Origin of the sequence: Bradyrhizobium sp. HKCCYLRH2060, from assembly GCF_051168135.1 — a bacterium.
In the GTDB taxonomy this organism is placed as follows: domain Bacteria; phylum Pseudomonadota; class Alphaproteobacteria; order Rhizobiales; family Xanthobacteraceae; genus Bradyrhizobium.
In genome coordinates this window covers 45,618-64,182 of record NZ_JBNPUK010000022.1, presented here as the reverse complement: position 1 = coordinate 64,182, position 18,565 = coordinate 45,618, and the positions used below count along the sequence as shown (strand labels likewise).

16 protein-coding genes are annotated in these 18,565 nt (G+C 66.1%); 10 read left to right on the top strand and 6 right to left on the bottom strand.

Annotation, left to right across the window (positions count from 1 at the left end):
* The first annotated feature begins 100 nt into the window (after window positions 1-100).
* The 6 genes from ACQR10_RS30130 (at window position 101) to ACQR10_RS30105 (ending at window position 5,145) form a co-directional block, all read left to right on the top strand.
* Window positions 101-880 (top strand): ABC transporter ATP-binding protein, encoded by a 780-nt coding sequence (locus tag ACQR10_RS30130; RefSeq protein WP_315796993.1) that lies wholly within the window; start codon window positions 101-103, stop codon window positions 878-880.
* Between the two features lie 17 nt (window positions 881-897).
* Window positions 898-1,764: an ABC transporter permease gene (locus ACQR10_RS30125; protein WP_434886734.1), complete on the top strand. Its 867-nt coding sequence runs from the start codon at window positions 898-900 to the stop codon at window positions 1,762-1,764.
* Between the two features lie 40 nt (window positions 1,765-1,804).
* Entirely contained in the window at window positions 1,805-2,818 is a 1,014-nt protein-coding gene (locus tag ACQR10_RS30120) for an ABC transporter substrate-binding protein (RefSeq protein WP_316216543.1), read from the top strand.
* A 288-nt stretch (window positions 2,819-3,106) separates the two neighbouring features.
* Window positions 3,107-3,718 carry a LemA family protein gene (locus ACQR10_RS30115; RefSeq protein ID WP_315804832.1) on the top strand — a complete coding sequence of 204 codons (612 nt, stop codon included), beginning with the start codon at window positions 3,107-3,109 and terminating at the stop codon, window positions 3,716-3,718.
* 15 nt (window positions 3,719-3,733) lie between these two features.
* The gene (locus tag ACQR10_RS30110; RefSeq protein WP_315804833.1) at window positions 3,734-4,630 is read left to right on the top strand and encodes a TPM domain-containing protein; all 897 of its coding nucleotides are present in this window, start codon (window positions 3,734-3,736) and stop codon (window positions 4,628-4,630) included.
* 17 nt (window positions 4,631-4,647) lie between these two features.
* Window positions 4,648-5,145 carry a TPM domain-containing protein gene (locus ACQR10_RS30105; RefSeq protein ID WP_434912180.1) on the top strand — a complete coding sequence of 166 codons (498 nt, stop codon included), beginning with the start codon at window positions 4,648-4,650 and terminating at the stop codon, window positions 5,143-5,145.
* 129 nt (window positions 5,146-5,274) lie between these two features.
* On the opposite strand, the gene ACQR10_RS30100 is transcribed toward ACQR10_RS30105, so the two are convergent.
* Window positions 5,275-6,243 carry a helix-turn-helix transcriptional regulator gene (locus ACQR10_RS30100; protein ID WP_434886732.1) on the bottom strand — a complete coding sequence of 323 codons (969 nt, stop codon included), beginning with the start codon at window positions 6,241-6,243 and terminating at the stop codon, window positions 5,275-5,277.
* 87 nt (window positions 6,244-6,330) lie between these two features.
* Here ACQR10_RS30100 and ACQR10_RS30095 point away from each other — a divergent pair, with 87 nt between their 5' ends.
* Window positions 6,331-6,975, top strand: a complete 645-nt coding sequence (locus ACQR10_RS30095) for a glutathione S-transferase family protein (RefSeq protein WP_434886731.1) — start codon at window positions 6,331-6,333, stop codon at window positions 6,973-6,975.
* Between the two features lie 117 nt (window positions 6,976-7,092).
* On the opposite strand, the gene ACQR10_RS30090 is transcribed toward ACQR10_RS30095, so the two are convergent.
* Together ACQR10_RS30090 and ACQR10_RS30085 are read right to left on the bottom strand one after the other, a co-directional pair.
* A complete protein-coding gene (locus ACQR10_RS30090) occupies window positions 7,093-7,953 on the bottom strand; it encodes a hypothetical protein (RefSeq protein ID WP_434846168.1) in 861 nt (286 codons plus the stop codon).
* Window positions 7,954-8,069: 116 nt separating this feature from the next.
* Window positions 8,070-8,513: a hypothetical protein gene (locus tag ACQR10_RS30085; protein ID WP_434912179.1), complete on the bottom strand. Its 444-nt coding sequence runs from the start codon at window positions 8,511-8,513 to the stop codon at window positions 8,070-8,072.
* 977 nt (window positions 8,514-9,490) lie between these two features.
* On the opposite strand from ACQR10_RS30085, the gene ACQR10_RS30080 reads away from it, so the two are divergent.
* A complete protein-coding gene (locus ACQR10_RS30080) occupies window positions 9,491-11,494 on the top strand; it encodes a hypothetical protein (protein WP_434912178.1) in 2,004 nt (667 codons plus the stop codon).
* Between the two features lie 130 nt (window positions 11,495-11,624).
* Complete coding sequence (locus ACQR10_RS30075; protein WP_434873319.1) at window positions 11,625-13,193, top strand: hypothetical protein; 1,569 nt, start codon at window positions 11,625-11,627, stop codon at window positions 13,191-13,193.
* A 1-nt stretch (window position 13,194) separates the two neighbouring features.
* On the opposite strand, the gene ACQR10_RS30070 is transcribed toward ACQR10_RS30075, so the two are convergent.
* From ACQR10_RS30070 to ACQR10_RS30060, 3 genes are all read right to left on the bottom strand, one after another.
* On the bottom strand, window positions 13,195-14,403 hold the full coding sequence (locus ACQR10_RS30070) for a CaiB/BaiF CoA transferase family protein (RefSeq protein WP_315803176.1): 1,209 nt from the start codon (window positions 14,401-14,403) through the stop codon (window positions 13,195-13,197).
* 252 nt (window positions 14,404-14,655) lie between these two features.
* Window positions 14,656-14,856: a cold-shock protein gene (locus tag ACQR10_RS30065; RefSeq protein WP_315713975.1), complete on the bottom strand. Its 201-nt coding sequence runs from the start codon at window positions 14,854-14,856 to the stop codon at window positions 14,656-14,658.
* A 252-nt stretch (window positions 14,857-15,108) separates the two neighbouring features.
* The gene (locus tag ACQR10_RS30060; protein WP_315803177.1) at window positions 15,109-16,833 is read right to left on the bottom strand and encodes an adenylate/guanylate cyclase domain-containing protein; all 1,725 of its coding nucleotides are present in this window, start codon (window positions 16,831-16,833) and stop codon (window positions 15,109-15,111) included.
* Between the two features lie 202 nt (window positions 16,834-17,035).
* Here ACQR10_RS30060 and ACQR10_RS30055 point away from each other — a divergent pair, with 202 nt between their 5' ends.
* On the top strand, window positions 17,036-18,565 hold the full coding sequence (locus ACQR10_RS30055) for a glycosyltransferase family 39 protein (protein WP_316216668.1): 1,530 nt from the start codon (window positions 17,036-17,038) through the stop codon (window positions 18,563-18,565).

Genomic DNA, 18,565 nt, shown 5'->3' with positions numbered 1-18,565 from the left:
GAGTCAGGTTCGCGTCAGTCTCCTCCTCTATCACTTCGAATAAGGGCGCCGAAGTGCACCAGGCGAAATTTCGCACTGCAATATAGAGGAGGGGAGGACGATGACCGTCCATCAATCGCCGTCTCAGTTCGAGCCGCTGCTCTCGGTCGAGGGCGTGACGCTCCAGTACAAGACGCCGGACACCTTGGTCACGGCGACCTACCGCGTCGATTTCAAGGTCTTCGACTCCGACCGCTTCGTGCTGCTCGGCCCTTCCGGCTGCGGCAAATCCACGCTTCTCAAGGCGATCGGCGGCTACCTGAAGCCGACCGAGGGCCGCATCCGGCTCAAGGGCCACGACGTCAGCGAGCCCGGCCCGGACCGCATGATGGTATTCCAGGAGTTCGACCAGCTGCTGCCGTGGAAGACGGTGCGCGAGAACGTCGTGTTCGCGCTGACCGCCAGCGGCCGGCTCGGCACGGCCGAGGCCAACGAGCGGGCGAAGTCCTATATCGACAAGGTCGGCCTGACCAAGTTCATCGACTCCTATCCGCACATGCTGTCCGGCGGCATGAAGCAGCGCGTTGCAATCGCGCGGGGCATGGCGATGGAGCCCGACGTGCTGTTGATGGACGAGCCGTTCGCCGCCCTGGACGCGCTGACCCGGCGCAAGATGCAGGATGAGCTGCTGCAGCTCTGGCAGGACACCCGCTTCACCGTGCTGTTCGTGACGCATTCGATCGAGGAGGCGATCAAGATCGGCTCCCGCATCCTGCTGCTGTCGCCGCATCCCGGCCGCGTCCGCGCCGAGCTCAACAGCGTGCCGCCGGGCACGATGGGCTCGCCGGAACAGGTCGCGCTCGAAGGGCGCATCAACGACATGCTGTTCGGCCATCACTAGAGAGGAGGAGAGCATCCATGAGCGAGACGCTGGCGCTGCGCCCCGAAATCGTCAATGCAGACACGCCCCTCGGTGACGTCAAGGTCGAGGCGAGCCTGTCCTGGCTGGAACGCATCTACCGCATCGGTGCGGTCCGCAAGGCCATCATCCTGGTGGCGCTCGCCGCGCTGTGGCAGGCCTATGGCATGTGGCTCGGCAATCCCCTGTTGTTTCCGACCTTCACCGACACGCTCTCAGCCTTCTTCGAGAACATCGGCAACGGTATCATCCCTGCGCGCACCCTGGTGTCGCTGGAGACGCTCTTGATCGGCTACGGCATCGGCATCGCGCTGGCGGCCGTGCTGACCACGATCGCGATCGGCTCGCGGATCGGCGCCGACATGCTGGAGGCGCTGACCTCGATGTTCAACCCGCTGCCGGCGATCGCATTGCTGCCGCTGGCGCTGATCTGGTTCGGCCTCGGCAAGGGCAGCATCATCTTCGTGCTGGTGCATTCGGTGCTGTGGGCGATCGCGCTCAACACCCATTCCGGCTTCCGCTCGGTGTCGAACACCTTGCGCATGGTCGGCCTGAACTACGGCCTGCGCGGGCTGAAGCTGGTGCGCTTCATCCTGATCCCCGCGGCCTTTCCGGCCATCCTCACCGGCCTGAAGGTCGGCTGGGCCTTCGCCTGGCGCACCCTGATCGCGGCCGAGCTGGTGTTCGGCGTGTCCTCCGGCTCGGGCGGGCTCGGCTGGTTCATCTTCGAGAACCGCAACCAGCTGGAGACGGCGAACGTGTTCGCCGGGCTGTTCACCGTGATCTTCATCGGCCTCGTCGTCGAGAACGTCGTGTTCGCCACCATCGAGCGCAAGACGGTGCGGCGCTGGGGCATGCAGCACTGAATTTCGAGTTATAAGCACAACAACAAGGAAGGAGACGACCATGTCCTGGAGCAAATCATTCACGGCCGCCGCGCTCGGCCTCGCCGCGCTGCTCGGCGCCACCGCCGCGCAGGCCGAGGTCAAGGAGATCAGGCTCTCCAAGGGCTACGGCATCCTCTATCTGCCGCTGATCGTGATGGAAGATCAGAAGCTGATGGAGAAGCAGGCGGAGAAGGCCGGGCTCGGTCCGTTCAAGGTGAACTGGCAGATGCTCGACGGCGGCAACATCATCAACGACGCGATGATGGCCGGCTCGCTCGACATCGCTGGCACCGGTGCGCCCGGCTTCATCACGCTGTGGGCCAAAGCCAAGGGCATTCCGGCGGTGGAGGTGGTCGGCGTCAGCGGCCTCAGCTCCACCTCGCTGTGGATGAACACCAACAATCCCGAGATCAAGTCGCTGAAGGATTTCAAGCCGAGCGACAAGATCGCCCTGCCGGGCATCAAGACCTCGCTGTCGGCGGTCATGCTGCAGATGATGGCAGCGCAGGAGTTCGGCAAGGAGAACTACGCCAAGCTCGATCCGATGACCGTCGGCCTGCCGCATCCGGAGGCGCTGGCGGCGCTCACCTCGGGCAAGACCGAGATCACGGCGCATTTCACCTCCCCGCCGTTCTCCTACATCGAGCTGAAGGATTCGAAGATCCGCCGCGTTGCCAATTCCGCCGACGTGCTCGGACGGATGACGATGGACGTGGTGTTCGCGCCCAAGCGCTTCGTCGACGCCAATCCCAAGGTCGTGCAGGCGTTCCTCGACGCGCTCGACGAGGCCTGCACGCTGATCGCCAACGACAAGGCTGCCGCGGCCGAGATCTACGCCCGCACCGCCAAGGTGAAGACCACCAAGGAGGACGTGCTGGAGATGCTGCAGGACAAGGACACCTGGTTCTCCGCGACGCCCGAGGGCGTGCTGAAGATCGCCGAGTTCATGCACGGCGTCGGCTCGATCAAGGTCAAGCCCGCGAGCTGGCAGGACATGTTCGTGACCCAGCTGCGCGACCGCAAGGGCAGTTGAGCGGGAGTTCGGCGAGTCGGTTGCAAGATTGCGTCTCAACTGCCTCCGTCCGTCTTTGCGAGCGCAGCGAAGCAATCCAGGGTGGTGGGCGGGACTCTGGATTGCTTCGCTCGCGCTCGCAATGACGGCGGAGGGTATGTCCTCCAACGCTGCCTGAGCCCCGGAACTTCCCTGAACCGACCCACCGGCCGCCGCGACCCATGTCCGGCGGCCGGCTGCCGTCATTGCGCCGTCGCCAAAGCTGTGCTGTGTGAAGGCGGTACAACCGGATGAAGAGGGGGACGCGCGATGCGGAGATTGCTGACCGTGCTGGCGGCGCTGATGACGCTGAGCCTGACCAATTGCGGCTACAACGCCATCCAGACCAATGACGAGCAGGTCAAGGCGGCCTGGTCGGAGGTGGTCAACCAGTATCAGCGCCGTGCCGACCTCGTGCCCAACCTGGTCAACAGCGTGAAGGGCTTTGCCCAACAGGAGAAGGACGTGCTGCTCGGCGTCACCAACGCCCGCGCCAAGGTCGGCAGTGTCCAGGCCACGCCCGACGTCGTCAACGATCCCGCGGCGCTGCAGAAGTTCCAGGCGGCGCAGAGCGAGCTGACCTCCGCGCTGTCGCGGCTGCTGGTCGTGACCGAGAACTACCCGCAGCTCAAATCGGACGCGCTGTTCCGCGACCTGATGTCCCAGCTCGAAGGCACCGAGAACCGCATCACGGTGGCGCGCAACCGCTACATCAAGGCGGTGCAGGAGTATAACGTCGGCATCCGCACCTTCCCGAACAATCTGACCGCGATGGTGTTCGGCTACAAGGAGAAGGCCAACTTCACCGTCGAGAACGAGCGCGAGATCTCGGTGGCGCCGAAGGTCGACTTCAACGCGCCGTCGCCTGCGCCGTCGAAATAGCCGGAGCAGGGAATCGTGCGCGCGCTGCCGGTCCTCAAGGCGCTGCTTGCGACGCTGTTCGTCTGCCTCGCGACGATCGTGCTGGCGGACGTCGCGGTGCCGCAGCTCACCGGCCGCGTCGTCGACCAGACCGGCACGCTGTCCTCCTCGGACATCGCGGGCCTCACGCAGAAGCTGAAGGACCTGGAAACCCGCAAGGGCAGCCAGGTCGCGGTGCTGATCGTGCCGACGACGCAGCCGGAGACCATCGAGCAGTTCTCGCTCCGTGTCGCCGAGGCCTGGAAGATCGGGCGCAGGAAGGTCGACGACGGCGCGCTGCTGGTGATCGCCAAGAACGACCGCAAGCTGCGCATCGAGGTCGGCTACGGCCTCGAAGGCAGCCTCACCGACGTCACCGCGCGTCGCATCATCGACGAGGTCATCACGCCGAAATTCCGTACCGGCGATTTCGCCGGCGGTATCGATGCCGGCATCGACCGTATCATCGGCGTCATCAACGGCGAGACCCTGCCGGTGCCGCAGCCGCAGGCCTCGCATGGCGACGATTTGGATTTCGATTCCATCAGCTCGTTCGCGCCGGTGGCGCTGTTCGGCGCACTGGTGATCGGCGGCTTTCTGCGGACGCTGCTCGGCCGGCTGATCGGCTCGCTCGCGACCGGTGGCGCCATGGGCGTGCTCGCCTGGCTGATGGTGGGATCGGTTGGGCTGGCGGCGCTGTCGGCGATCGCCGGCTTCGTCATCGCCTTCGTTGCCGACGCCTTCGGCGCGATGACGCCGGGCAGCGGCCGCCGCGGCGGCTGGTCGAGCGGCTCGTCGTCATCAGGCTGGAGCAGCGGCAGCTCGAGCGACAGCGGCAGCTTCTCCGGTGGCGGCGGCAGTTTTGGCGGCGGCGGCGCCTCGGGCAGCTGGTGAGGACGGGGCGCGCGACCATGGGCATCAGGCGGATCGGCCGGCATCTCCTGCAGCATCACTGGCAGCTCAGGCGCATCTTCACGCCGGCTGTGCTGGCCCGCATCGAGCAGGCGATCAAGGACGGCGAGCGCACCCATGCCGGCCAGCTCCGCTTCGTCGTCGAGGGCGCGCTCGACGGCCGGCCGCTGTGGCGCGACCAGCCGCCGCGCGAGCGCGCGCTCGACGTGTTCTCGCAATTGCGCATCTGGGACACCGCTGATAACAACGGCGTCCTGATCTACCTGCTCTTGGCTGATCGCGACGTCGAGATCATCGCCGACCGCGGCATTCATCACCGCGTCGGCGCCGAGGGCTGGGAGACGATCTGCCGCGCGATGGAGGCTGAGTTCCGCGCCGGACGGTTCGAGGAGGGCGTGATGCAGGGCATCGCGGCCGTGTCGCGCGAGCTCGCCAGGTACTTTCCGCCGCATGCGGGAGAGACGAACGAGCTGCCCGACGCGCCAGTGGTGCTGTAGCGCTGATCGTACCAGTCGCACTCACTTCGCCGGTCGCGCTCATCCTAGCTGGATGTGAGCGCGCCCCCTCTTCGCTGCGCTCGCAACGACGCGGATGGAAAATACGTCCACAACTCACACCGTCGCAGCTCAGGCGCCGTAGCGCTTCGCCATCGCCTGCGCTAGCTCGGCCATCTTCGCGCGCAACTCCGGCGGATCGAGCACCTCGGCCTCGGGGCCAAACCGCAGTAATTCACCCGCGGCGTGCCACAGCGTCGTCCCGGTCGGGATCGTCGCGATACGCCAGCCCTGCGCATCGGCCTCGTCGGCGAGGCGCATGCGGGCGCGCACGTAAGGCTGGCTCCACACTTCCAGCAGTTTCACACCGAGCGGTGACAGGCGCACCGTGGCCGTCTTCGGATGCAGCTCCGCCTCCAGCCGCTCCGTCGCGGCGCGCCAATAGGCGGCAAGGTCGAAATCGGCGGGCCGCGCGAAACTCTCGTTCGTCACCGTGCAGTCAAGGATGCGCGCGACGCGATAGGTGCGCACGCTGCGCTCGACCCCTCCTGCGAGATACCAATTGCCGCCCTTCAGCACGAGGCCGAGCGGCGCGACGCGGCGGCGCTTCTCGGCGCGCCAGGTCTGGTAGCGGATGTCGATCTGCCGCTCGGCGAGCAGGGCATCGGCAATGGCGCGCAGATGCGTCGGCTCCTCGGACTCGCCGAACCAGCCAGGCGCGTCGAGATGGAACCGCGCCTGCATGCGGCCGGCATTGGCGCGCAGGCTCTGCGGCAGCGCTGCCACCAGCTTGGTCTGCGCCGCGCTCATCGCGTCGTCGAGCCCGAGGGCTGCGGCGGGGCCGGGCAGGCCCGCCATGAACAGCGCATCGGTCTCGGCCGGGGACAGCCCGTTCAGCCGCACGCGATAGCCGTCGAGCAGGCGGAACCCGCCTTCGGCGCCGCGCTCGGCATAGACGGGGATCCCCGCCGCGGCGAGCGCGTCGATGTCGCGGTAGATCGTGCGCACCGAGACCTCGCAGGCGCCTGCGAGTTCGGGCGCCGTGACCTGTCCCTTGGCCTGCAAGGTGGTGAGGATGGAGAGCAGCCGGCTCGCGCGCATGACGTTGTTTAAACATACCTGACACGCCTTGTCAGGTATGGTGTGCGACAAGCCCGCCACCGCAGCCGGCAATGGGAGGAGACCATCATGACCGCCGACGACAAGATCACGCTGTATTACTCGCCGCAGACTCGCGCCGCGGGCGCGCGCATCCTGCTCGAGGAGCTGGGCGCGCCCTACGATCTGCATGTCCTCAATATGAAGGCGGGCGAGCAGCGCAAGCCGGAATTCCTGGCCGTCAATCCGCTCGGCAAGGTGCCGACGATCGGACATCGCGGCCAGATCGTGACCGAGCAGGTCGCGATCTTCATCTATCTCGCCGATCTGTTTCCGCAGGCGGGGCTGACGCCGGCGCTCGACGATCCCATGCGCGGGCCCTATCTGCGCTGGATCGCCTATTACGGCGCGTCGTTCGAGCCCGCCGTGATCGACCATTTCATGAAGCGCGAGCCCGCGCCGGTCACACAGTCGCCCTATGCCGACTACGATACGATGCTGCGTGCGCTGGAGCAGCAGCTCGCCAAGGGGCCGTATCTGCTCGGCGAGCGCATGACCGCCGCCGACGTGCTGTGGGGTGTCGCCTTCAACTGGACCATGATGTTCGGCGTGGTGCCGCGCAAGGACGTGTTCGTGCGCTACGCCGAGCGCATCACCCAGCGTCCGGCGTTCCAGCGCGTCACCGCTGCGGATGCCGAGATGGCGGCCCAGCACGCGGCCGCCGCCGGCGTCTGAGCGCCGGCACCGATACAATCGAGCGAGGTCCCGCCGTCGACGGGACCTCGCTGATGTGATTGCACGATGTCCGCCAGGCGCGGGTCGCCAGATGCCGGGCTTCCCGCAACGGCGCCGCTAGTTCAGGCTGATCCCCGTGAGCGGCGTGCCGTCGACGCCGTTGTTGCTGATCGCGTTGTTCTTGAAGGACGAGACGGAGCCGCCGCCGGTCTGGACGACGCCGTTGGAATTGCCCTGGATGACGGAATTTCCCAACGTCACGATGGCGCCGCTGCCGCTTGCCAGAACGCCGGTGTTGTTGAACTCGGAGGTCAGCCGATCGAGAAACACCCCCATCCCCGGCTTTCCGGCCGGGACCGTGGCGGATATTCCGGCATTGCCATTTTCGATGGTCCTCGTGTTCGAGACGAGCACGCTGATCGCGCTGCTCGAATTCGCGGTCGAGACCGTGACGCCGAACGCGGACGCCTTGAGCGAGGAGTCCGCGATCACCACCTGCGCGGCGCCGGACGGCGTGACCGAGATTGCGCTTTGCGAGAAGTTCTCGACGGTACAGTTCTCGATGACGAGCTTCCGGCCGGCGAGGAAATTGACGCCGTTGAGGCCGAGGGTCGTGCCGGCGCCGTTGATGCTCAGATTGCGCAGGATGATGACGTCGTTGGCGCCGGCATTCACGTTGATGCCGTTGGTCGCCGACGCCAGGACCGAGGCCATGGTCCCCCCGCCGTCGATGGTGATCGATTTGGTGATCGTGACGGCGCCGTAGCCGCCGGGATCGAGCACGTCGATCTCACCGCCGGCTGCGGTCTTCGAAATCGCGCCGGCGAAGGTCTTGCAGGGCGCCGTGCGGCTGCACGGGTTGACGTCGTCGCCGACCCCGGACACCCAGGTCCGCGTCGCCTGCGCGTGCGCGCCTGACGAGGCAAGGATCAAAAGTGCGGCGCACAAAAATCCGATCGAAGAAATGAGCTTTCGCATGAGTGCTCCCCTTGAAAAAATGGAAGTGAAAAAATAGTCCGAACGCGTAGTATTAGTCTACGAAAGCAACCAGAGCGTTCATCGAAAACAACAAGGCCGGCGGCACAATATACAATCTATGATTGTGTATCGACCAGGGGCGATCTCGACGGTGCGGCACCGTCATCGTTGTTCCGGTCTCTTGGGGGCCATAACATCCTTAGGCTTCGAAAGTGCTCCCCGGCAGGAATTGGTATCCGCGGCATCAGAAAACAGCGGTCTGAAAAGAAGCGCCTCATGTTCCGCGTGGTGCGATCAAGATCTTCTGGATCAATCTGCACGCTCGAGCCCGCGAATCGATCAGTGCTCGTCATTGTGACCTCTACGTCGTAGCTGCTGCCTTCATATTTGCTGTCTGCGTAGAAGCAGAATTCATATTCGTGTTCCGGTCGTAGAAGCGGAATCCCGGTTCGGGGCATTTGGCCGGCGCCGCCGATATGGAAGTTGCCGGGCTCGTCGGCATATCCCACCGGATCATCGGGCCGCACGCCTTTGATGGCCGGCTGACAATCGATGCGCATTGCTCTCTTCGGTTTCTCGTTCCTCGCTCGGCTAACGCTTCCCTCAAGGTTCTGGTGCAGGCCCGTCCTATCAGCCAAGCAGGGAGCCAGCCGTCCGATGTCGAGAACTGGCGTTCAGTTGGCTGACAAGCATGCCTTCCGTCTGTCGATGGCATTGCAAGACTGATAGCATTCGCAAGCCTACAGTCGTCCATCGACCACTGACCCGACGGGCAATTTCCGCAATCCCGTCATGCGCCAACTGCCCGTCGAGCCAGTTTGTCGCACGCGTGCCGGCTTGTAGCGTCGGGCAAATCACGACGATGATCCCGGCCATCCCGCCTGCAATGAAGAGGGACGTTTCGGCCGATCGTCACGAGGCGTAGCAGCGGGGAGCGGTGGCCGTATCGGACTTGGGGCTTTGCGCAAGCGGGCCGGCGAGCAAGCGCGGTACGGACGGTCAAGTCGTAGGGTCCTGGCATCCCGATGCCGATGTCAAGTTCGCATGCAGGCTTCGCCTCGTGCGGATGACGGTGACCAGAAAGCCCGGCGCACCGGGGAGACTACGAAGCAGCCGTAACGCCATCGCGCAGGGAGGGCCGGGTCGTTCCGGCTGAACCTGTGGTTCCTGCCCCGTGCAATCTTTCCGCACGGGGGCCACGGGTGCCAGTCGGCACCCGGCCTTCCCTGCGCCCTCCGACTGATGCGGAGGGAATGATGGTCAAAGCTCGGGTGCAATCGCGCCGCGAGAGCGGCTCTTTTTGACTCCCCGTCGACCACACTGCGCCGCGTGCCGATCGAGCTTGCTGCCTCCGGACGGGCCGCCCAGAGCTGAATATTCGGGCACCGCCCGCCACATCTGCTCCACTTTGTCGGCGCAAATCCGCCCGGTATGAATCCCTAAAACTCAGGTAAGCCTTGCAAAAGTAAGATTTTGGCAATCAATCGAACGCTAACTAAGGTTACCAAGTGCTCAACGTCATGCGGAGACTCTGAACGTGAGCGACCAAAAGCCCGAACGGGCCAGCCTTGGCGTGGCCGGTACGACTGGCGCGGCCAGTGCGAGCGTCGACCCGGCCCTGACGACATCCGCCTCCCCGGATGCAGTCGATCCGGCCGTGCCCACGATCGCCGCGGTGGCCCCGCCCATGATCGCGCCGGATCACGAAGCGCCGGCGGCTGATCGTCCGGGCATCGACCCCAAGGCGGCAATCGTGGAAGCGGTGACCGCGCCCGAGCCGCAGCTCGACACCAAGGCCGGACCGGTTGCATTGGACGGCGCCACGACCGACGCCAAGTCTGCGCTCAACAGCCCTGCGCTCAACAGCCCTGCGCTCAACAGCCCTGCGCTCAACAGCCCAGCGATCAACAGCTCTGCGATCAATACCGGGATGACGGCCGGCACCGAGATCGGAACGATCAAGCCCGAGCAGGCCAAGAGCGAAGTCGTCACGGCCGAGCCGGACAAGATCGAGCCCGCCAAGATCGAGGCGGTGAAGCTGGAGCGCGCCAAGCTCGAGCCTGCGCGGCTCGACCTGGTCAAATCCGACAAGGGCAAGTCCGACAAGGTCAAGCCCGAGCTGACAAAGTCGCAGGCGGCAAGGGGCACGGTGCCGGGCAAGGTCGAAGCCGGAGCGATCCCGAGTGCTGCGAAATCTCCCTCGACGATCCTGGATCTGATCAGGACCGAGCCGGTCAAGTCGGAGCCGATCAAGGCGGCGGCGGCCGGCGAGCTCCTCAAGGTCGAGACGCCGAAGCTGTCGGCGCTCGCGGCCAATGCGCCGAAGGTGGGTCCGATGGCGGCGACCTCGCCGAAGCCGGACGCGCCCATCAAGCCGGATGCGCCGATCAAGCCCGTGACTGCCACCAAGACGGAAGCCGTCATCCGGCCCGAGCCGGCCGCAAAGCCCGAGCCGGCGGCGAAACCAGAGACGGTTGCCAAGCTGGAGCCCGTTGCCAAGCCGGCATCGGCAGCCAAGCCAGAGGCGTCCGCGTCGCGTCCGGTCACGCCGGTCCAGGCGGCCGCCGGACCGCTGACCAAGGCGAGTGCTCTTGCCGCCGTCGACAAGGCCGCAGCCTGGGCCAGGGCGAAGTTCAAGACCGAGCCGTTCAAGGTCGATGCGGCGCCCAAGCCGGCGGCCGCCGCGACGGCAGCTCGCGCCGCTGGGGCGTCGCCGCCTCCGCAGGCGCAGACCCTGCCGCATGCCGCGAACGGGAGGCTCAACCTTCCGGCCATGGCCGCGATCCTGCTGCTGTCGATGGTCGTCGGCGGCGTTGCCGGTGGTCTGGTCACCGCCAAATTCGTCACGCGCTCCGGCGGTGGTGACGTGGCCGATGCGACCGCCGGCGAGGCTGCGGATTCCACGCTTGGCGCGACCGTGGCGCGGATCGACAATGATGTCGCCGCGCTGAAGGCGAGCCTCGACCAGACCAATCAAACCAGCCTCGTCGAGCTCAACAAGTCCGCCGAGCGTCTCGACCGGCTCGAGAAGATCCTGGGTGACCTGTCGACGAAATCGTCGGCCAAGCCGAGCGAGCTGCAGCGTCTGAGCGAGGCCGTGGACCGGCTGCGCGCCGCGCAGGCTTCCGCGACATCGCAGCAGGCGGCGTCACGTGATAGCGCGGCATCCGTGCCGCAGGCGGTGGGCGCGATCAATGCGGCGGCCCCGCCCGCGGGGGTGGCGAGCCGCCAGGAGGCGAACCGCGCCGAGGCAGCCAGGACCGAGGCAGCAAGGGCAGAGGCGAGCCGGACCGAGCCGGCGCGGGCGGAGGCCGCTGCTCGTCCGGAGCCGAACCGCGCGGAGGCCGCCAAGCCCAAGGTCGTCGAGGGCTGGGTGCTGCGCGACGTCGGTCGTGGCGGTGCGCTGATCGAGGGCCGCGGCGGCCTCTACGAGGTCTATGCCGGCGATCCCGTGCCGGGCCTCGGCAAGGTCGACGCGATCCGCAAGCAGGACGGCCGCTGGGTGGTCGTCACCACCAAGGGGCTTGTCGTCTCGCGCTGACCGACCATCTGTTTTGGGAGACGAATCTGACGAGGCGCCTCACCGCGACGTGAGGCGCCTCGTCGCACAATTGTCCGAAGCCGCCCGCCTTTCGGCTATCTTCGAGGGCTAGCAGGCCGTCAGTTGCGCCATGGAATCGAGGAGGCGGATCTTGCGACTGTCGGTATTCGGCCTTGTGATGCTGTGCTGCGCCCCGTTCGCTTACGCGGACGAGAGCGCGCCGATCGAGCGCGGCGCCGCCATCCTCGAGCCGTTCGCGCTGCGTGAGCTCGACAACGGCGCGTTCGGCCTCGGAAAGATGCTCGCGCGCGCGAGCGATGCGCCGCTGACCGACGCAGCATTGTTCGCGCTGCCGTCGATGGCCCCCGTGCGCAAGGCGCTCGACGCGGAGTTCGACCGCTACGTCGACAAGCACAAGACGACGTTGCCGAACGAGAGCATCGGCGTCGGCACGTCCTACGCGTTCCAGCTGTTCGACCGCACCGTGCTCGATTCGTCCGATGCCCGCTTCGTGCTGGCCGGTGTCGTCAATCGCATGGATCGCGCCTTCGTCGATCCCGACCATTGCGGCGAGGTGCGGCTGCTGTACCGCCTGACGCGGACGACGCCGCCCGAGGCCAAGGACGGCGAGGTCGCCTCGCCGCGGCTGCCGATGACGCTCAACATCGTGCTCAAGGCGCGCAGCGACGCGCAAGCCAAGAGCAACTCCCCGAGCTGCGCCGAGATCGCCAAGCGGTGGCTGGCGACGTCCGATCTGCAACTGACCGGGCCGGAGCTTGCCGCGAAGCTGATGGCGCCGGACGGGCCGCTGGCGCTGATCAGGCCGGAGAACATCCACCGCATCGAGACCAACCTGCAGATCGCGCATGCGCCGAAATCGGCGATCCGCGATTTCCGCACCGACTACATGATGAAGGTGTTCGACTATCAGGCCGCGAGCGGGACGTTCGAGGAGGCGGTGCTGGAGGATCAGGTCGATCGCGACCGGCTGCTTTCGGATGCCGCGCTGGCGCGCGAGTTCAAGGCCTGGCTGCTCGACCCCGTCCATCTCGGCGAGCTCGACCGCGGCACCGCGGTGATCCCCGACCAGTTCCTGGCCAAGGTTGCGGTGGCGCCGACCCCGGTCGGCTTCGTCAATTCCGATCTGCTGCCGGCCTACGGGCTAGTGCAGGGGAGCGCGGCCGGGCAGGGCGCGGTGTTCACCGAGTCCGATGTGGTCGGCGCGCTGGAGAAGGCGGCCGCGCAGGGCATCGTGCTGCAGAACATCCAGTCGGTCGCGGGCTTCGAGCGTCGCCTCAACGATTCGAGCTGCGGCGGCTGCCATCAGACCCGCGGCATCGGCGGCTTCCACTTCCCCGGTGTCGACTGGATGGCGGAGAAGCCGTCCAACACCGTGGTGGTGCCGGGCTCGCCGCATTTCTTCGGCGACCAGGTCCGCCGGCGCGACATCCTCAACGCCTTTGCCGAGGGCCGTACGCCGGATTTCTCGCGCGGCTTCGCCAGCCGCCCGCAGCTGCGCGGCAGCGATGAACTCGCCGGCACGGTCTACAATGACGGCTGGGGCGGGCATTGCTACGCGCGCCACGCCGAGGCCGCGGACAACGACAAGAGCTTCTCGACCTGGACCTGCGCCGCGAACCTGTCCTGTCAGACCGGGCCGGCGACGCGGTTCGGCATGTGCTTCATCGCGACGCGCTAGCTCAGGCCACTGCGCCGCGCGCGCGCAGGTCGCGGATGGCGTCGTCGTCGAAGCCGGCGTTGCGCAGGATCTCGTCGCTGTGCTGCCCTATGCCGGGCGGCTTGCGCGGTGCGACCTTGCGCTGGCCGTCGATGAAGATCGGGCTGTTGACGGTCAGCATGGTGTCGTTCTCGAACGGCACCAGCACCTCGTTCTCGATCATCTGCCTGTCGTTCGGGATGTCGTCGAGAATGCCGACCACGCCAAACACGAGACCGCTGCCGTCGAGGATCCGGCGCCATTCGGCCAGCGGCCTGGTCGCGAACACCGCGTCGAACTCATGGATCAGCTCGACCGAGCGGGCGTGGCGATCGGCCTTGGTGATGAAGCGCGGATCGTCGATCAGCTCCTCCCGGCCAAGGCAGCGGGCGAGGATCGGCCACTGCTTCTCCTCATTGAGGAGCGACAGCATGATCCAGCGGCCGTCCTGGCATTTGTAGTGATTGGCGACCGCGTTCAGCGCGCGCTCGCGCGGTCGCCGCTCGACGAAGGTCGCGCCACAAAGCTTGGCCTGGGCGAGCACGGAGGCCGCCCAGACCCCGTTGGCCATCAGGTTGGAGGCGACATGGCAGCCCTTGCCGGTCTTCTCGCGCTGGTAAAGCGCCGTGACGATCGCGCCATAGAACGCCATCGCGCAGGGGTGGTCGCCCATGCCGGCGACGGAGCGGGCGGGTGTCGTGCTCTCGTCGGCACGGACCAGGTCCATCAACCCGGAGCGCGCCCAATAGGCATTGCTGTCGAAGCCCGGTTTGTCGGCTTCCTCGCCTTTCTCGCCATACCCGGTAAACGACGCGTAGATCAGCCGTGGATTGAGCGGCGCGAGCTTGTCGTGGGTGAGGCCGAGCTTGGCGCGGACCGACGGCGGAAAGTTGGTGATGAAGACATCGGCCTCACCGACCAATCTATGCAGGACGGCCTGCGCTTCCGGCTTCGACAGGTCAAGCGCGAGGCTGCGCTTGTTGCGGGCTTCAAGATACCACGCGTAGTTATGCTCGCTGCGCGGATAGCCCGGCAGGTTCGGCAGGTTGCGGTAGGGATCGCCGGCGCCGGGCGGCTCGATCTTGATGACGTCAGCGCCGAAATCGGAAAGCACGGTGGCGGCTGCGGGAGCCGCGATGAAGCTCGCGCAGTCCAGCACCTTCAGGCCATGGAAAATGCCCTTGTCGTCCATGATGCGTCGCTCCCGTCGCTTGTTTCCGCGCGCTGGAATTCTGTTGTCGGCGCGGTTCGAGGCGCATTTGACCCGGGTCGGGCGGGCGAGGCAATGGCGGGGAGGGAGCTGAAACTACAAACAGGCGTAAAGATGTGATCAGGAGCGGGCACCGCTCCTGTCTATTTCGACGTGTCGACAATCATGCTGGCTTGGTGAGGGGAACGATCGCGCCGAAAAGCCGCGAGGCGGAATGGCGCGCCAATTGATCCGCTACACTTTCAGGTTCTCGGCCGAACTCCTGCCGCGGTTGGCAATCTCGTCGTACTCGATGGTCTGGCCCTCGTTGAGGGTCGCCAGCCCGGCCTTCTGCACGGCGGAGATGTGAACGAAGATGTCCTTGCCCCCGGCCGCAGGCTGGATGAAGCCATAGCCCTTGGTCGGGTTGAACCACTTGACCGTACCTTTAGCCATACGTCGCCTCCGCGGGATCAATCCAATTCGAACCGGCGGTCCCCGCAAACCGTCAGGCCCGGAATTCGAGAATACTTCGGTTGTGACAGGCGTGATAGCGCAAACAGCGGGCGGTTTTGGCCCGAAATGATCGATATCGTGGCGGCTTTGCGGCTTTTGACCGCAACGCCACCGTTCCGCCCGTCGCCGCGGACCCGCTGCAACCGTTCTCGGTATGACAGCGCAGGCTGCAAACAGGTTCAACGCAACTCGTCATGCAGCCGTCCCTTCGTCCGAGAGCATCGCGAGTTCGGCGGCATCCATGGCCGTCCTGACGCGCATCGGCTCAGCGCGGCCGCGAATCTCGACCTCGCGCTGCGGCAGCACGTCGGCGGCAAGTCGCGCCCGCGCGTAGACCTCGTCCGAGATGATGACCTGGCAGCCGAGGGTCTTCGTCATGTCTTGCAGTCGTGATGCGACGTTGACGGCGTCGCCCAGCGCGGTGAACACCATGTGGTCGCGATAGCCGATCTCGCCCACGATCACCTCGCCGCCGTGAATGCCGATGCCGAAGCGGATCGGGTCATGCAGATCATGGCTGAGGAACGCGTTCAGCTCGGCGATGTTGGCCGCGATGTCGCGCGCCGCCTGGATCGCCTGGCCGCACGCGACATGTGAATCGGTGGCTAGTCCGAACAGCGCGAGCATACCGTCGCCGACGAACTGATTGGGCTGCCCGCCATTCGCCAGCACGGCCTGGGAGACGGCGCTGAGGAAGCGGTTGACGATGAACACGACGTCGAACGGCAGCCGTTTCTCAGCGAGGCCGGTCGATCCGCGCATGTCGACGAACAGGCTGACGAGGTAGCGCTCCTGCCCGATTCCGGCGCGCGAGCTAGTGCGCTCGCCGGGTGTCGGGTTCGGCATGAACAGCTGAAAGAATGAAAGATCGCCGGTGGGGCGCAACTGGCAGGCCAGCCTGACCGACGGGTCGGCCGCGCCGATCTGCGCGAGCACGAAGGCCTCGCGAGGCGAGGGTGGCGGCAGCGCGCCGGGATCTCCGATCACCCTGATGCGGCAGGTCGAGCAGCGCGCGCGGCCGCCGCACATGCTGGCATGCGGTACGTTGTTGCGCAGACTGGCCTCGAGCACCGACAAACCCTTTGGCACCCGGATGGAGCGGCCATTGTTGTAGGATAGCGTGACCATGCCGCCACGTCGCTCATGCACCGCTCGCACGCCGCGCGCGGCGAGCGCCAAGCCGATCAGGCCGCCATAGCCGATCAGGAAGCCGTTCATGATGGTCTCGAGTACTGCCTGCTCCAGGGGCGTGCCCATCTGCCGCGACAGATTCTCGACCCGCCACTGCGGCGCTGCGCTTGCCGCGATGACGTCTCGGCCTCCACGGTAGAAGCCGAGCAGCGCCAGCGCCGGGATCAGCACGGCGCAGGCGAGCAGCCACGGCGCCGCGCGCTTGTAGAACGGCTTGAGCCGCAGCCAGAAGTGCAGCCCGATGCAGCCATGCGCCCATGACGTCAGCAGCGCGGCCGACATCAGCCAGATCCGCCAGGACGGGCCGGTCCAATAGGAGTACAGAACCTGCGGGTACAGCTTCTCTTGTCCGTACAGGGCCTGCCCGATGCGGACGCCGGCGATGTGGCTGAAGATCAACGCGGGGATGCTGAGGCCGAGCAGCAGCTGCAGAGGCTCCATCGTGCTGCGGCTGAATTGCCGGCGCTGATAAAGCGCCCACACGCCGAGCCCGCCATGGGTGAGAGCGGCCGCATAGAACAGCACGGCGATCGGAGGAAACTGCCAGAACGCCACATGATAGGACACGCCCTCGGCGAGGGCCTGCAGCGAGATGTTGCCGAGCGCATGGTTGAGAAAATGGCTGAGCAGGTAGCTGAAGAGGATGAAGCCGCAGATCAGCCGTACCTGCCGCACACCGATGCCGCGCCGGGCGGACTGTAAACGATGGGAAATCGAAATGGTCATGTGGTCCGTATGATCTGGAGCCGCAATGCTAGAGATTTATTCCCTGTTGTCCTAGAGGGCTGATGGCGGTGGTCATCCGGCGGCGCGAGCTGTGCGCGCGAACGTTGACTCGCCCGGCGGAGTCGGGGAAAAGCACCGCGTGACGGCCATTCCCCCAGGCATCGACAGCCCAAAGTTTCGCTCCACGCGCGCTGCGTGGCTGATGGCTGCGGCCGTGATCACGAGCATGACGATCATCCGTCTCGTCTACGCCGCTGCGCTCGATCTGCGCACCGACGAGGCCTATTACTGGACCTGGTCGAAGGAGCTGCAGCTCTGCTTCCTCGATCATCCGCCCATGATCGCCTGGTTCATCCGGCTGGGCACTGCCCTGTTCGGCGATACCAATCTCGGCGTCCGCTTTGCCGGCATCCTCGCGATGGGCGCGACGCAGCTCCTGCTCGCCGACATCGTTCGCCGCGCCACTCACAATATGCGGGCGGTGATCATCGTGGTGCTGCTGCCAGAGGCCGCGCTCTATTATGGCCTGCTGATGGCCAAGGTGGCCCCGGACGTCGCGGTGATCCCGTTTGCGCTCGCGATGATCTGGGCGCTGGTGCGGCTCGCCGAGAGCGATGACGGCCGCTGGTGGCTCGCGGCCGGCCTGTTCGGCGGACTGGCGCTGTTGTCCAAATTCACGGTGGTCATGCTGCTGCCGGGCGTGGCGGCATTCCTGCTCGTTCCGGCCTGGCGCAGCCGCTGGCTGTTCAGTCCCTATCCATGGTGCGGAGCATTGATTGCGCTGGCCGTGTTCTCGCCGGTGCTGATCTGGAACGTACAGCACGACTGGGCCTCGTTCCGCTTCCAGTTCGTTCGCGCCACCGCGCCGCATGAGTTGTCGTTGCGGACGCTCGGCGATTACATCGGATTGCAGTTCGGACAGGTCGGCTTCGTGCTGCTGCCGGTCACGCTGTCGGCGCTGAGTTTCACGGCCTGGCGCGGCTATCGCACGCGTGAGCCGGTCGCGATCCTGCTGTCGACGGCGGTGCTGGTGCCGTTCCTCTACTTCCTCTGGAAGTCGTTCACCTTGCGGATCGGCGACACCTGGCCGATGTTCATGTGGCCGATCGGGTTTGCGGCGGTCGCGATCAACATCGTCAAGCTGCCGCAGGACGGCGCGCCCGCCTGGTTCGTCCGATCCACCGTGCGCTGGGCGCGCATCGCCGTCGTCAGCGGCATCGCCATGGTGGTCCTGATCTTCCTCTACTACGTTGCCGCGCCCTGGAATTTCCTCGGGCGGGCCGATCCGATCGGCGCCGAGGCGGGCTATCAGCAGGTGGCGGCGCGCGCCGAGCAGGAGCTCAAAAGCAGCGGTGCCACCTGGATCGCGACCTCCGACTATCGCACCTACGCGATGATGCGGTGGTTCTTTCGCGGCCGCGTGCCGGTGATCCAGATCAACGAGCGTGCCCGCTTCATCGGCTTTCGTGATCCCGGCATGAACCTGATCGCGGGACATGCCGGCCTCTACGTCGTGCGCGAGCCGGACAATGCCGGCCCGCTGCTGGCGGACACGACCGCGCACCGCGAGCCGCTCGGACGCGTCGAGCGGAGCTGGCGCGGCCGCGTCATGGACACCTACGCGTTCGGCAGGCTGACGGGCTGGACGCCCGAACTGGCGCCGCCGCCGGACTCGCCATTGTACCAATGGCGCTGGCTCGCCGGTGAGTTCGATTCCGCGCCGCGGGCCTGA